This window comes from Agromyces arachidis (assembly GCF_052805135.1).
Genome location: NZ_JBRBDK010000001.1, coordinates 138875 through 152818, shown reverse-complemented (window position 1 = coordinate 152818; position 13944 = coordinate 138875). Strand labels below are relative to the sequence as shown.

12 protein-coding genes and 1 tRNA gene are annotated in these 13944 nt (G+C 72.4%); 6 read left to right on the top strand and 7 right to left on the bottom strand.

All coding sequences use genetic code 11. The annotated features are described in order from the left end of the window. Window positions 1–204: 204 nt before the first annotated feature. Complete coding sequence (locus ACUY4T_RS00725; protein WP_446016982.1) at window positions 205–783, bottom strand: SMI1/KNR4 family protein; 579 nt, start codon at window positions 781–783, stop codon at window positions 205–207. Window positions 784–826: 43 nt separating this feature from the next. Continuing rightward, entirely contained in the window at window positions 827–2071 is a 1245-nt protein-coding gene (locus tag ACUY4T_RS00720; protein WP_446016981.1) for a TadA family conjugal transfer-associated ATPase, read from the bottom strand. A 137-nt stretch (window positions 2072–2208) separates the two neighbouring features. On the opposite strand from ACUY4T_RS00720, the gene ACUY4T_RS00715 reads away from it, so the two are divergent. Continuing rightward, window positions 2209–2988: a TIGR01458 family HAD-type hydrolase gene (locus ACUY4T_RS00715; RefSeq protein ID WP_446016980.1), complete on the top strand. Its 780-nt coding sequence runs from the start codon at window positions 2209–2211 to the stop codon at window positions 2986–2988. A gap of 16 nt (window positions 2989–3004) precedes the next feature. On the opposite strand, the gene ACUY4T_RS00710 is transcribed toward ACUY4T_RS00715, so the two are convergent. From ACUY4T_RS00710 to ACUY4T_RS00695, 4 genes are all read right to left on the bottom strand, one after another. After that, a complete protein-coding gene (locus ACUY4T_RS00710) occupies window positions 3005–3880 on the bottom strand; it encodes a hypothetical protein (RefSeq protein ID WP_446016979.1) in 876 nt (291 codons plus the stop codon). After that, window positions 3877–5538 (bottom strand): FAD-dependent oxidoreductase, encoded by a 1662-nt coding sequence (locus ACUY4T_RS00705; protein WP_446016978.1) that lies wholly within the window; start codon window positions 5536–5538, stop codon window positions 3877–3879. Before ACUY4T_RS00705 ends, ACUY4T_RS00710 begins: the two co-directional genes overlap by 4 nt. A gap of 3 nt (window positions 5539–5541) precedes the next feature. Then, entirely contained in the window at window positions 5542–7782 is a 2241-nt protein-coding gene (locus ACUY4T_RS00700; RefSeq protein WP_446016977.1) for a PAS domain S-box protein, read from the bottom strand. A gap of 111 nt (window positions 7783–7893) precedes the next feature. Beyond that, a complete protein-coding gene (locus tag ACUY4T_RS00695; protein WP_446016976.1) occupies window positions 7894–8205 on the bottom strand; it encodes a hypothetical protein in 312 nt (103 codons plus the stop codon). Between the two features lie 46 nt (window positions 8206–8251). Between ACUY4T_RS00695 and ACUY4T_RS00690 the strand changes: the two genes are divergently transcribed. Continuing rightward, window positions 8252–8333 (top strand) — tRNA-Leu (locus ACUY4T_RS00690). Between the two features lie 56 nt (window positions 8334–8389). Here ACUY4T_RS00690 and ACUY4T_RS00685 read toward each other — a convergent pair. Then, a complete protein-coding gene (locus ACUY4T_RS00685; protein WP_446016975.1) occupies window positions 8390–9184 on the bottom strand; it encodes a ZIP family metal transporter in 795 nt (264 codons plus the stop codon). A 206-nt stretch (window positions 9185–9390) separates the two neighbouring features. On the opposite strand from ACUY4T_RS00685, the gene ACUY4T_RS00680 reads away from it, so the two are divergent. The 4 genes from ACUY4T_RS00680 to ACUY4T_RS00665 all read left to right on the top strand — a co-directional run bounded on the left by ACUY4T_RS00680 (window position 9391) and on the right by ACUY4T_RS00665 (window position 13899). Further along, window positions 9391–11043 carry a thiamine pyrophosphate-binding protein gene (locus tag ACUY4T_RS00680; RefSeq protein WP_446016974.1) on the top strand — a complete coding sequence of 551 codons (1653 nt, stop codon included), beginning with the start codon at window positions 9391–9393 and terminating at the stop codon, window positions 11041–11043. A 66-nt stretch (window positions 11044–11109) separates the two neighbouring features. Further along, on the top strand, window positions 11110–12021 hold the full coding sequence (locus ACUY4T_RS00675) for a formylglycine-generating enzyme family protein (RefSeq protein WP_446016973.1): 912 nt from the start codon (window positions 11110–11112) through the stop codon (window positions 12019–12021). A gap of 83 nt (window positions 12022–12104) precedes the next feature. Beyond that, a complete protein-coding gene (locus ACUY4T_RS00670; protein ID WP_446016972.1) occupies window positions 12105–13604 on the top strand; it encodes an arylsulfatase in 1500 nt (499 codons plus the stop codon). Between the two features lie 43 nt (window positions 13605–13647). After that, on the top strand, window positions 13648–13899 hold the full coding sequence (locus tag ACUY4T_RS00665; protein ID WP_446016971.1) for a DUF1653 domain-containing protein: 252 nt from the start codon (window positions 13648–13650) through the stop codon (window positions 13897–13899). Window positions 13900–13944 lie beyond the last annotated feature (45 nt).

The window sequence follows — 13944 nt, the reverse complement described above, 5'->3', positions numbered from 1 at the left end:
CTGCGCCGATGCCTGGCCCATCGTCGAACCTCACCCCTCCCGTGGTGCGCATCGTCCTCGTCGACCTCCGCATCCGCGTGCGGCCCGGTGGGGCCGGGGATCGGATGCCGGAGATCGGGGCGATGCCTGCACGATGACGGTATCGGTGCACGTCGCACGCGATGCGCCGCTCCCCGTCGCCTGTGGACAACCGACCCGGCCGGGTCAGAAGTCCCGGCTCGGTCCCGGGACCACCGGGCTGGGACCGTTGACGATCGCGCCCGAAGCGCCGACGGCGTAGACGCCGTTGCGCAGGCGCTGCCGCACCCGGCGGACGGCGTCGGTGACCGAATCCGCGAGGTCGCCCAAGGTCGGATCCTCCAGCACCCGGACGCCCATCGGCGTGGCCTCCGCGACGGTCTCGTCGCACAGCGCCACCCATGAGACCGCCAGGTCCTCCACCGCGAAGACGGGGAGCACGCCGGGCACCCAGAAGCGGTCGGTGGGCACGCCCGATGCGAAGTCGCAGTAGTCGGCCATCCGCAGGTACGCCTCCACGACCTCGTCCAGCGGTCGGAACTCGCCGCCCGGGAACAGGTCGGGCCCGGCCGGTTCGGCACCGTCGTGCCAGTGGTACAGGGTCTCCAGCTCCGGCGGGAGCGGGAACCCGAGGGCGCGCTGGGCCTGCGCGATCCGGTCGGGGTCCACCCCCGGCCGGAGGCTCGCCTCGATCGGCGAGCCCGCTCCGCGGAGGTCTGCCACCAGGCCGTCGAGCGCCTCGACGGTCGCAGGAACGATGCTCACGATGGCAGCATCCCACCGACGAGCCCGGGACCGAAGACCTCGTTCATGCGACGAGCTCGGGGGCATCGAGGACGATGCCGGGGTCGAACCCGGCGGCCGCGTACTTCTCCAGTCGCGCGGGCCGAGCGCCGGTCGCCACGAGCGCCCCGGTCGCGGGGTCGACCCGGAAGATCGCGTCGGCGTCGACCTGCGCTCCGGTGGTGCCGCCGGTCGGGGCGTCGATCGCGACCACCCGCCGGTGCCCGCGCCGATCGATCGCGAGGTGCACCACCAGGTCGACGCACGACGCCACGGTCGGCACGACGAAGCCGGAGTCGATGTTGCGCCCCGCGAGCAGGGGCAGCGTGCACAGCTTCGCCAGTGCGTCCTGAGCCGAATTGGCGTGGATGGTGCACAGGCCCGGCAGGCCGGAGTTCAGGGCGATGAGCAGGTCGAGGCTCTCGGCCTCGCGCACCTCGCCGACGATGAGCCGGTCGGGACGCATGCGCAGCGCCTCCTTGACGAGCCGCCGGAGGGTGATCTCACCGGTGCCCTCGAGGTTCGGCTGCCGGCACTGCATGGCGACCAGGTCGCGCACGTCGAGGTCGAGCTCGAACGTCTCCTCGACCGTGACGACGCGCTCCCCCGGTCGGGCGCCCGACATCAGCGCGTTCACCATCGTGGTCTTGCCGGTGTGCGTCGCCCCGGAGACGAGGATGTTCGTGCCGGCCAGGATGCCCATCCGCAGGAACTCCGCGGCCTGGCGCGTCAGCGATCCGAGCTCGACGAGCCGGCCGAGCGAGCGGATGCGCTGCTGGAACTTGCGGATGTTCACCGCCCAGTGCGCGCGCGTGACATCCGGGATCGCGACGTGCAGCCTCGACCCGTCGGGCAGCGACGCGTCGACGAACGGCGAGGAGAGGTCGACGCGACGACCGGAGTGACGCAGCATCCGCTCGACGAGGTCGCGGACCTCGCGGTCGGAGAGGACGACCGTGGTGAGCTCGGCCACGCCCGCCCGGGCGACGAAGACGCGGGTCGGCGAGTTGATCCAGATCTCCTCGACGGTCGGGTCGTCGAAGAACGGTTGCAGCGGCCCGTAGCCGGTGAGGGAGGCCACGACCTCGCGCGCCGCGTCGACCTCGTCGGCGAGCGGCTGGTGCGCGCCGGCGAGCGCACGCTCCGAGTATCTGCGCACCTCCTCGGCCGCATACCGCGACGCGAGCACCTCGTCTCGGGCGAGGTCGACGCCCTCGCGGAGCACTCGGCCTCGCACCCGTTCGGCGATCGTGCGCACGGGATCGGACATGGGGTCCATCTTGGAGATGCGCACCGCGGCGGCCCCGAAGTTATCCACATCGGCCGCAGACCGCCGATCGGGTCATCGCGCGACGACTCGCGCGCGGGTGCCTGTCGCCCCGCCGGGATGCGGAGCAGGATGGAGCCGTGCGAGGGGTCCTGCTCGATCTGGACGGCGTCGTCTACGTGGGCGACGAGGCGGTGCCCGGCGCGCCGGAGGCGATCGCCCGGCTCGCGCGCGACGGGGTGCCGTACCGCTTCGTGACGAACACCACGTCGCGGCCGCGGAGCGCGATCGCCGAGAAGCTCGCCCGGCTCGGGGTCGCGGCCGACGCCGACCACCTGCTCACGCCGGCGGTCGCGGCGACGGCCTGGCTGCGGCGGCACGCCATCGAGCGCCCCGCCCTGTTCGTCCCGGACACGACGGCGGCCGAGTTCGCCGGGTTCGAGCCGGTCGCGGCGTCGGCCGAGGAGGGCGCGGACGCCGTGGTCGTCGGCGACCTCGGCGAGCGCTGGGACTTCGCGACGCTGAACCGCGCCTTCCGCCTGCTCACGGCCGATCCCGCGGCACCGCTGGTCGCGCTGGGTCTCACGCCGTACTGGCGCGCCCCGGACGGGTTGCGGCTCGACGCGGGCGCGTACGTCCGGGCACTCGAGTACGCGACCGGACGCGAGGCCGAGGTGCTCGGCAAGCCCGACCCGGCCTTCTACGACGCGGCGGTGGCCGCGCTGGGGCTCCCCGCCGACGACGTCGTGATGGTGGGCGACGACATCAGGACGGATGTCGCGGGCGCGCAGCGCGCGGGCCTCGCAGGGGTGCTGGTGCGCACCGGCAAGTTCACGCCGCGCGACCTCGACGGCGACCTCCGCCCCGACGCGGTGCTCGACTCGATCGCCGACCTGCCGGAGTGGCTCGCGCAGCGATGACCGCGCCGGCGAGCCCTCAGTCGAGCCGGTCGACGGCCGCCAGGGCTCCCTCGAGGTCGGCGCCGGCCCGGTCGGCGGCATGCGCCGCGGCGTCGCGGTCCCGGGCCGCGGCGCGCTCGGCGTGCTCGGCCTCCGCCAGCTGCTCGCGGACCGCGTCGAGACGCGACTCCAGCGACTTCCGCTCCCGCTTGAGCGCGGCGACCCGATCCCCCGCCGACGCCGCCTCGGCCTCCGCGTCGCGCAGCGCGAGCCGGGCCGCCTCCGCCCGCTCCTGCGCCGCGGCCAGTTCGGCGTCCGCGTTCCGCCGCGCCTCCAGGTCGCCACCGTCATCCGGTCGGTCGTGCGACCGCCGTGCCGCGGCCGGCCGGAGCGTCGGGACCCCGCCGGCGACCGCCCCGGCGAGGTCGACTTCCGACCCGACGGCCTGCACCGCGCGCACCAGGCGGCCCGAACGGACCGCGGAGCCCGCCTCGGCCGACACGGTCGCGGCGACGAGCGTGCGCTCGACCTCGTCGAGGACCGCGCGCGACGGCGCCCGGTCGGCGGCATCCGCGAGCGTCGCCGCATGCCGGAGCAGGTCGCCGATCGCACGCCGCCGCTCGCCCACGAGGGCCGTCAGGGCCCGTCCGTCGCCCGAGGCCTGGGCGAGGGCCAGCTCGCCGCCGATCCCGACGAGGTCGCCGAGTTCGTCGGCGCGATCCCGGGCGAGCCGGTTGACGATCCAGGCTGCCGGCGACGGACGCCGCAGCGCGGCGATCCGCTTCGCGAGCTCCGCGTCGGACGCCTTCACGTCGGCGACGCGGGCGTTGCGAGCCGCGGTGAACTCCTCCGGCACGAGCCGGTAGAGCGCGTCGGCCGCCTCGGCCACCGCGTCGCCCGCCGCACCGCTCATACGGTCTCGACGTAGCGGTGCACGAGGTTGACCGCGAGCGCACCCTGCCCCACGGCCGACGCCACTCGGCGCATCACGTCGTGCCGCACGTCTCCCGCCGCGAAGATCCCGGGGACGCTGGTCTCGAGCAGGTACGGGTCCCGCTTCAGCTTCCAGCCGGGTGGGCGGTGGCCGTCGTGCACGAGGTCCTGGCCGGTGATGACGAAGCCTCCGTCGTCGAGTTCGACGAGGCCGCGCACGAGATCGGTGCCGGGAACCGCGCCGATGAACACGAACATCGCATCGGCCGGCATCCGCTCCTCGGCGCCCGTCACCGTGTCGCGCACCGTCAGCGCGGTGAGTCGCGGTTCGCCCTCCAGCTCGGTGACCTGCGCGTTGGGGCGCACGGTGATGTTCGGCGTCGCCTCGATCTGGTCGATGAGGTACTTCGACATGCTCCGCGCCAGCGACGGCGCACGGACCAGGATGGTCACGTCGGCCGCGTACCGCGAGAGGAACATCGCGCCCTGTCCGGCCGAGTTCGCCCCGCCGACGACCACCACCCGGGCTCCGCTGTAGCTGACCGCCTCGCTCGCGGCCGCGCCGTAGTAGACGGATGCCCCGTTGAGCCGCTCCTCGCCGGGGATGCCGAGCGTCCGTGCCTGGACGCCGGTGGCGAGCACGACCGCGCGCGACCGCAGCTCGCTGCCGTCGTCGAGCGTCACGATCTTGTACGAGTCCTCCACCCGGATCCGCGTCACCGCCACCGGGCTGAGGATCTCGGCGCCGAGCCGCTTGGCCTGCGTCACCGCGCGCCGGGCGAGGTCGGCGCCCGAGATGCCCTGCGGGAACCCGAGGTAGTTCTCGATGCGGGAGCTCGTGCCGGCCTGCCCGCCGGGCACCTCGCGTTCGATCACGGCCGTGCGCAGGCCCTCGGAGGCGCCGTACACCGCGGCGGCGAGCCCGGCCGGTCCGGCGCCGATCACGATGAGGTCGTAGAACGGCGCCTGGGGCGGCGCGCGCAGGCCGATGCGCTCGGCGAGCTCGTGCAGGTCGGGGCACGCGAGCATCGTGCCGTCGGGGAGGAACACCACGGGCAGGCGCGTGCTGCCGGGGTTCGCGGCCTCGACGAGCGCGCGGGCTCCCGCATGCTTCTCGATGTCGAGCCACTGGTACGGGATCTGGCTCCGCGCGAGGAAGTCCTTGACGGCGTGCGTCGTCGGCGACCACAGCGTGCCCGCGACCCGGATGCCCTCGTAGACGGGCGGCGTGCTGGCCTGCCAGTCGGAGAGCAGGTCGTCGACCACCGGGTACAGGCGCTCCTCGGGCGGGTCCCACGGCTTCAGGAGGTAGTAGTCGAGGTCGAGCGCGTTGATGCTCGTGATCGCGGCATCCGTGTCGGCGTAGGCCGTGAGCAGCACCCGCTTGGCCTGCGGGTACAGCTTGAGCGCCTCGCGCAGGAACTCGGTCCCGGTCATCCCCGGCATCCGCTGATCGACGATGAAGAGCGCGATCTGGTCCTCGCGCGTGCGGAAGGCGGTGACCGTCTCCAGCGCGTCCTGGCCCGAGCCGGAGCGCACGATCCGGTAGTCGTCGCGGTACCGCGCCTGCAGGTCGCGCGCGATCGCGCCGAGCACCTGCGGCTCGTCGTCGACGGTCATGATGACCGGCTTCGCCATCGCTCAGTCCTCCTCGACGTGGTCGGCCGGCGCGACGCCGACGGGGAGCCGGGCGGTGAACCGCGTGCGCCCCGGCTCGGATTCGACCGTGAGGTCGCCGTGGTGCTTCTTCACGACGATGTTGCGGGAGATGGGGAGCCCGAGGCCCGTGCCCTCGCCGGGCGCCTTCGTCGTGAAGAACGGGTCGAACACCTGCATGAGCTGCTCCGGCGTCATCCCGGGTCCGTCGTCCTCGACTTCGACGAAGACCTGGTCGTCCTCGTGGCGTGCGCGCAGGGTGAGCGTCCCCTCGCCGCCCATGGCGTCGATCGCGTTGTCGATGAGGTTGGTCCAGACCTGGTTGAGCTCGCTCGCGAACGCCTGGATGACGGGGAGGTCGTCGTCGTACTCGCGGACGACCCGGACACCGCGCTTCAGCTTGCTGTGCATGATGATCAGGGTGTTGTCGAGCCCGACGCGCACGTCGACGTCCTGCACCGGCGTCTGGTCCATGTACGTGTAGGTCTTCAGCGCCTTGACGAGGTCGACCAGACGAGTGGTGCCGACGGTCACCTCCGCGAGGAGCGCGTAGACGAGGAACTTCTCGCCGAGCCACCGCAGGATGACGCGGCGCTCCTCGTCGGAGAAGTCGGCGCCGAGCTCCTCCAGGTCGGCCACGTCGTATCCGAGGCTCACGAGCGACGGGGCGAGCTCGGACGGCTCGGGCACGCTGTGGTCGTACAGCCAGTCCTCGACCGCCGTCTCCCGGTCGATGCGCTCCAGCGCGGGAAGGTCGGCAGGGCGTTCCGCCCGGCTGGCCGCGAGGCTGTCGAGCGCGCGCAGTCGTTCGATCTTGGCGCCGTAGAGGCCGAGCCGGCCGAGTTCGAGCTGGATCACCTGGAGCCGGGCGAACGCCGCCATCGCCTGCGCCGCGCCGCGCTGCGCCGCCGAGGCGGGGTTGTTCATCTCGTGCGCCATCCCGGCGCTGAGCTTGCCGAGCGAGGCCATCTTCTCCTGGAGGATGAGCTGGTCCTGGATCTGGCTGATCTGCTCGAGCGTGGCCTGGAGCGCCTCGTTCTTCTCGCGCAGCTCCCCCGTGCGCTCGCGGAGCTCCAGCTCGCTCAGCCGCAGGGCCTCCTCGGCGGCCTTGCGCTCGCCGATGTCGCGGATGATGCCCGTGTAGAAGCGGTCCTCGTGCACCGTCCAGGTCGAGAGCGAGAGCTCGATCGGGATCTCCCGGCCGTCCTTCGTGCGAGCGGAGAGTTCGACCGTCGACCCGATGACGTGCGCTTCGCCGGTCTCGGTGTAGCGCTTCATGCCGGCGCGGTGCTGGTCCTGGAAGTGCTCGGGGATGACCAGTTCGAGCTGCTGCCCGACCGCCTCCTCCTCGGTGTGACCGAGGATCCGGGTGGCGGCCGAGTTCCACGAGACGATGCGGCCGGTGTGGTCGGCGGAGATGATCGCGTCGATCGCCGACTCGGTGACCGACCGGAACTTCTGCTCCGCCTGCTTGCGCTCGCTGATGTCGCGGATGATGCCCGTGTAGTAGCGGTCCTCGTCGAGGAACCACGTCGCGAGCGAGAGCTCGATCGGGAACTCCGACCCGTCCTGCCGGATGGCGGCGAGCTCGACGGTCGTGCCGATCACGTGCGTCTCGCCGCCCCCGGTGACACGGCGGATGCCGGTGCGGTGCAGGTCGCGGAACCGCTCGGGGATGATCAGCTCGAGCTTCTGCCCGACCGCCTCCGGCTCGGTGTGCCCGAACAGCGCGGTGGCGGCGCTGTTCCAGCTGCGGATCACCCCGGACGCGTCGGCGGAGATGATGGCGTCGATCGCCGACTCCATGACCGACCGGAACTTCGCCTCCGACTCGCGGAGCGCCATCCGCACCTTCGAGACGGTGACCTGGCGTTCGATCCGCGCGAGCACCTCGCGCGGATCGAGCGGCACCGAGATCAGGTCGTCGCCGGCCTCGAGGCTGCGCACGCGCCGCTCGGTGTCGGCCTCGTGCGCCAGGAAGACCACCGGCAGGTCGACGGCGTGCCCGGCGTGGTGGAGTTCGTCGACGAGGTCGAACGCGTCGGATCGACCGAGGCCGGTGTCGACGACGATGAGGTCGGGCGCCTGCTCGAGCGCCGCGCTCGCGTGGTCGAGGTCACCGGCGGCGTGGACCACGGCGTAGACGCCCTCGTCGAGGATGCCGCGCAGTTCGTCGACCGCGCGCGCGTCGTCGGAGACGACGAGGATCACCCCACGGTCGCCCAAGAGTCCCACCTCCCCCGGCAGCGTCGCACTCAGGACGGATCACTCGTCAGGGTAGCGAGGCTTCGGGGCATGGTGCCAGCACGCCGGATGCCGCGTCGCACTCCCGGCGGCTCAGCCGCCCGTCGTCGCGAGGATCAGCAGGGCCCCCTGGCTGATGACCACGAACCCGCCGAGGATGATCGCGACGAGCGAGATCCAGCCGGGCCCGGTCGCGGGGTCGGCGCGGTACTGCCGCCGCCCGATCACGCCGAGCGCGACGGCCACGGCGGCGATGCCGAGAGCCCAGAGCGCCGGCAGCGCGAGGGAGAGCACCGCGAGCAGGGCGCCGATCACGGCCGGCGCCGACACCGTGCCGAACCACCTCAGCACCGCCCCGCGCTCGGGCGGACGCCCCGCGTCCCCGCCATCCGCTCGCTCCGCCATGCGCCCCAGTCAAGCGCATCGCGCCGCCTAGACTGAACGGGCACTCGCGGGAGTGGTGAAATCGGCAGACACGCAGGATTTAGGTTCCTGTGCCTTCGGGCGTGTGGGTTCAAGTCCCACCTTCCGCACGACACGACACGACACGACACGGCACGTGACCGGTCGGCGAGCCGCCGGAACGGGCTCAGGCCAGCGACAGCACGAACGAGAGCACGAACCCGGCCGCGGTGCTGAGGGCGACCGCCGGGCCGCCGTGCTCGTACGCCTCGGGCATGAGCGTGTCGGCCAGCGAGGCGATGACCGCACCCGCGGCGAAGGCGAGCGGGAGCGAGATCGTCTCGGGATCGGTGTTCGCGAGCGGTCCGGCGCCGATCACGACCGCGCCGACCAGCAGCGCGGCGCACGCGGCCCAGAGCGCGATGATCCGACCGCTCGACTGCCCCTGGCTCTTCATCGACGAGGCTCCGACGAGGGCCTCGGGCAGGTTCGACACGAAGATCGCCGCGAGCAGGGCGAGCCCGCCGGAGCCGGCGCCGCCGAGCGCGACGCCCAGGGCGAGGTTCTCGGGCACGCCGTCGAGCGTGACCGCGGCGAGCAGCGCGATCCCGGCGGCGCCCCGCGTCGAGGCGGAGGTCGCCGGGCGGTCGTCGGCCGCGGCATCCGTGTCGAGCTTCACGCTGCCCTCGATCTCGGAGGTCGGCTTCGACCCCCGGCCGGGCTGCGCCCACCGGTCGAGCAGGGCGCTGAGCACGGCGAACACGATCGCTCCGGCCAGCAGGCCAATCGCCGCCCGCACGATGCCGCCCTGCTCGTAGGCGTCCTCGAACAGTTCGAACGCGAGCGCGGTGATGAGCGCGCCCGCCGCGAATGAGAGCAGGATCGCGAGGACCCGCTTCGGCAACTCGAAGCGCACGCCGATGAACGCGCCGATGAGCAGCGCGCTCGACGCGATGAGTCCGAACCACAGCGCGTTCAGCATGGCCCCAGTATCGGGATCCGCGGAGCCGTGACGCGAGGGCTTGACGCGGCGCGGTGCAGCGCTGCGGCCGACTCGGTAGAATCGCCCCGTCCAGGCGTCGCGACGACGCCGGTGCTCGGAAAATGGGCACGAAGCGACCGGCCCTCCGGCTTTCGCGAGACACATACGGAATCGATCCCGTCCGTCACGTCTCGAAAGGCTCCGCCATGCCCTCCGTCTCCGCCCACGTCGCCCGCACGCTCGCCGCCCACGTCGACCACGTGTTCGGGGTGATGGGCAACGGCAACGCCTGGTTCCTCGACGCGCTCGAGCGCGAGACGGATGCCGCGTTCGTCGCCGTGCGCCACGAGGTCGGCGGCGTGGTGGCCGCCGACGCCCACTTCCGCGCGTCGGGACGCGTCGCCGCGGCGACCGCCACCTACGGCGCGGGCTTCACGAACACGCTCACCGGGCTGGCGGAAGCGGTGCAGGCGGGCGTGCCGCTGGTCCTCGTGGTCGGAGACGAGCCCACCTCGGGGCCGCGGCCGTGGGGCGTCGACCAGATCGCGATGGCCTCGGCGGTCGGCGCCCGCACCTACACGGTGGGCCGCACGGATGCCGCGGCCACCACCGTCATCGCGATCGAGCACGCCCTCGCCTACGGCGTGCCGACCGTGCTCGCGATCCCGTACGACGTGGCCCGGCACGACGCCGGCGAGGTCCCGGCGCCGCTCCCCCTGCGGTTGCCGGAGCCGATGGCGCCCGCGGGCGCTTTCGCCGAGCACGCGATCGGCGAACTCGCGGCGCGGCTGGCGGAGGCGCGGCATCCGCTGCTGCTCGCCGGGCGCGGCGCGTGGCTCGCCGGCGCCGGCCCGGTGCTCGGGGAGCTCGCCGAGCTGACCGGGGCGCTCACCGCCACGACGGCGCTCGGGCGGGGCGTCTTCCCCGATGCACGATACGACCTCGGCGTCGCGGGCGGCTTCGGCGCCGAGGGCGCGATGGAGCTCGTGCGCGAGGCCGACGTCGCCGTGGTGTTCGGCGCCGGGCTCAACCAGTTCACGATGCGCTTCGGCGAGCTGTTCGCACCGGGCACGCACGTCGCGCAGGTCGACACGGCGCCGGCGGCGACGCATTCGCACGTCTCGGCCTTCGTCCGCGGCGACGCGGCGATCGTCGGCCGGGCCCTCGCCGAGGAGGTGCGCCGCGCCGGCGCAGCGCCGTCGGGCTGGCGCGACCGCGTCGACGTCGCGGCATCCGTGCGGCGCGACCCCGGTACGGGCATCGCCGACGACGGCCGGCTCGACCCCCGGTCGGTCGCCGCGCGGCTCGCGGAGCTGCTGCCCGAGGACCGCGTCGTCGTCTCCGACGGCGGCCACTTCATCGGCTGGGCCAACATGTACTGGCCGGTCGCGTCGCCCGACCGCATGATCATGGTCGGGACGGCGTTCCAGTCGATCGGGCTCGGCTTCCCGAGCGTGCCCGGCGCGGCCGCCGCGGTCCCGGATGCCGCGATCGTCCTCACCACGGGCGACGGCGGCGGGCTGATGGCCCTCGCCGACCTCGAGACCGCCGTGCGCACCGCGGCGGGCCGCGGCATCGCCGTCGTCTGGAACGACGCCGTCTACGGCGCCGAGGTGCACGTCTACGGCGAGCTGGGGGTCGCCCAGGCGCCGATGCGGATCCCGCAGGTCGACTTCGCCGGACTCGCCGAAGCGGTCGGCGCGGAGGCCGTCACGGTGCGCGCCCTCGACGACCTCGACCGCGTCGCGGCCTGGGCGGCCGAGCCGGTCGCGACGCGCCGCTTCCTGCTGCTCGACTGCCGGGTCTCGCCGCTCGTGGTGGCGCCGTACCAGCAGGAGATCCTGAACGTGAACCGCTGACGACCGGCTCGGCCGAAGTCGCTCCCGTCACCCGTGCCGGTGCGCACCGCGGGATACGGTAGCGGCATGAGGTCGACGCGGGATGTGGTCCGGATTCCGGCCGGCACGTTCCTCATGGGGTCGGACGAGTTCTATCCCGATGAGCGGCCGGTGCACCGCCGCACCGTCGGCGAGTTCTGGATCGACCGCTACGAGGTGACGAACGAGCAGTACGCCGAGTTCGTCGACGACACGGGCTACGTCACCGTGGCCGAGCGGGACCTCGACCCGGCGATGTTCCCCGGCGCCGACCCGGCCGACCTCGTCCCCGGCGCGATGGTGTTCACGCCGACGGACGGCCCCGTCGACCTTCGGGACTACCGGAACTGGTGGCGCTGGCAGCCGGGCGCGTGGTGGCGGCATCCCGCGGGCCCGGGATCCTCGATCGACGAACTCATGCGCCATCCGGTCGTCCACGTCGCGTTCGAGGATGCCGCGGCCTACGCCGAGTGGGCCGGCATGCGGCTTCCGACGGAGGCCGAGCACGAGTACGCCGCGCGCGGCGGCGCCGACGGCGCGCGCTTCGCATGGGGGCGGGATCCGTACCCGGACGGGGTGCCGCAGGCCAACACCTGGCTCGGTCGCTTCCCGTACGACAACCAGGGCGTGGGCGGGACCGCGCCGGTGGGCTCCTACCCCGCCAACGGCTACGGCCTGTTCGACATGATCGGCAACGTGTGGGAGTGGACGAGCGACTTCTACACCCCTCGCCACCTGAGCCTGTCGGACGTGCCGGTGGATCGCGGGAAGCGAACCGACCTGCTCGCCGCCGCCAGCGCGGAGCCCGGGTTGCCGGCCATCCCGCGCCGGGTCCTCAAGGGCGGATCGCATCTCTGCTCGCCCGAGTACTGCCTTCGATTCCGTCCCGCGGCGCGGTCGCCGCAGGCGGAGGACACGGGGATGTCGCACGTCGGCTTCCGATGCGCCCGCGACGCCTGACTCCGCAGGATCTCCCCTATTGCGCGCACGTCGCGCGTGGTTGAATCATCACGGCGAGACGCTCTCGGGGGAAGGCGGAACTCATGGCTGACAAGCCCAACATCCTCATCATCTGGGGCGATGACATCGGCATCTCGAACGTGAGCGCGTACTCCGACGGGCTCATGGGCTACCGCACGCCGAACATCGACCGCATCGCCGACGAGGGCGTGCGGTTCACCGACTACTACGGCGAGCAGAGCTGCACCGCCGGCCGTGCGGCGTTCATCACGGGCCAGAACCCCTACCGGACGGGCCTGACCAAGGTCGGATTCCCCGGCGCCGACATCGGCCTGCGCGCCGAGGACCCGACCATCGCGACCGCCCTGAAGGCCCAGGGCTATGCGACCGGGCAGTTCGGGAAGAACCACCTCGGCGACCGCGACGAGTTCCTTCCCACGCAGCACGGCTTCGACGAGTTCTTCGGCAACCTGTACCACCTCAACGCCGAAGAGGAGCCCGAGCTGCCCGACTACCCGAGCGAGCAGGACTTCCCGGAGTTCCGACGTCGGTTCGGCCCGCGCGGCGTGCTCCGATGCCGAGTGGATGCCGACGGCGCGCAGCACGTCGAGGACACCGGACCGCTGACGAGGAAGCGCATGGAGACGTGCGACGAGGAGTTCCGCGATGCGGCGATCGACTTCATGCGACGCAAGACCGAGGAGGACGCCCCGTTCTTCGTGTGGTTCAACTCGACCCACATGCACTTCCGGACCCACACCCGGCCCGAGGACGTCGGGCGCGCCGGGCGATGGCAGTCGACGTACCACGACACGATGATCTACCACGACGAGATCGTCGGCGCCCTGCTCGACGAGCTCGACGCCCTCGGCATCGCGGACGACACGATCGTGATGTACTCCACGGACAACGGTCCGCACATGAACAGCTGGCCGGACGCCGGCATGACGCCGTTCCGCAGTGAGAAGAACTCGAACTGGGAGGGCGCCTACCGCGTTCCGGCCATGGTGCGCTGGCCGGGTCGGATCCCCGCCGGCACCGTGCTGAACGGCATCGTCAGTCACGCCGACTGGTTCGTCACCCTCCTCGCGGCGGCCGGAAACCCCGGCATCGCTGAGCAGCTCCGGGAGGGCGCGGACCTCGGGGGCACGACGTACAAGGTGCACCTCGACGGGCACGACCAGCTCGACTACCTCACCGGCGAGACCGACACGAGCCCGCGCCAGTACTTCTTCTACGTCTCCGACGACGGCGACCTGACCGCCCTCCGCTACGACAACTGGAAGGTCGTCTTCCTGGAGCAGCGGGCGGGCGGAACACTGCAGATCTGGCAGGAGCCGTTCACCGAGCTGCGCTTCCCGAAGCTGTTCAACCTGAAGACGGACCCGTACGAACGTGCCGATGTCACCTCGAACACGTACTGGGACTGGGTGCTCGACCATCTCTTCCTCTTCGTACCGGCACAGGCCTTCGTGGCGGAGATGCTCCAGACGCTCGTCGAGTTCCCTCCGCGGCAGACGCCGGCGTCGTTCACGATCGACCAGGTGATGGCGAAGCTGCAGGACGTCGGCGGGGCTTCCTGACCCGTCTGCGCCAGGCGGACCGCGGCATCCGTACGATTGGCGGGTGACCGACACCGAACCGAGCGAGCCCGCGCCGATCGAGCCGGGAGTGTACGAGCACTACAAGGGCGCCCGATACGAGGTCCTGCTGTCGGCCCGGCACAGCGAGACCGAGGAGTGGATGGTCGTCTACCGCCAGCTCTACGGCGACGGCGGCACGTGGGTGCGGCCCGCGGCGATGTTCGCCGAGCGCGTCCGACAGGACGACGGCCGCAGCCTGGCACGATTCCGGCGCGTCGGCGGGCCCGACGACTGAGCTGTGAGCACCGGCGCCCGTCCGACGGATTCGCGGCCGTCGCCC

What these genes read in the sequence shown, in the direction of transcription:
- ACUY4T_RS00720 (WP_446016981.1), bottom strand. Translation starts at nt 2,071, where the DNA reads ATGTCCGATCCCGTGCGCACGATCGCCGAACGGGTGCGAGGCCGAGTG.
- ACUY4T_RS00710 (WP_446016979.1), bottom strand. Translation starts at nt 3,880, where the DNA reads ATGAGCGGTGCGGCGGGCGACGCGGTGGCCGAGGCGGCCGACGCGCTC.
- ACUY4T_RS00705 (WP_446016978.1), bottom strand. Translation starts at nt 5,538, where the DNA reads ATGGCGAAGCCGGTCATCATGACCGTCGACGACGAGCCGCAGGTGCTC.
- ACUY4T_RS00695 (WP_446016976.1), bottom strand. Translation starts at nt 8,205, where the DNA reads ATGGCGGAGCGAGCGGATGGCGGGGACGCGGGGCGTCCGCCCGAGCGC.
- ACUY4T_RS00685 (WP_446016975.1), bottom strand. Translation starts at nt 9,184, where the DNA reads ATGCTGAACGCGCTGTGGTTCGGACTCATCGCGTCGAGCGCGCTGCTC.
- ACUY4T_RS00680 (WP_446016974.1), top strand. Translation starts at nt 9,391, where the DNA reads ATGCCCTCCGTCTCCGCCCACGTCGCCCGCACGCTCGCCGCCCACGTC.
- ACUY4T_RS00675 (WP_446016973.1), top strand. Translation starts at nt 11,110, where the DNA reads ATGAGGTCGACGCGGGATGTGGTCCGGATTCCGGCCGGCACGTTCCTC.
- ACUY4T_RS00670 (WP_446016972.1), top strand. Translation starts at nt 12,105, where the DNA reads ATGGCTGACAAGCCCAACATCCTCATCATCTGGGGCGATGACATCGGC.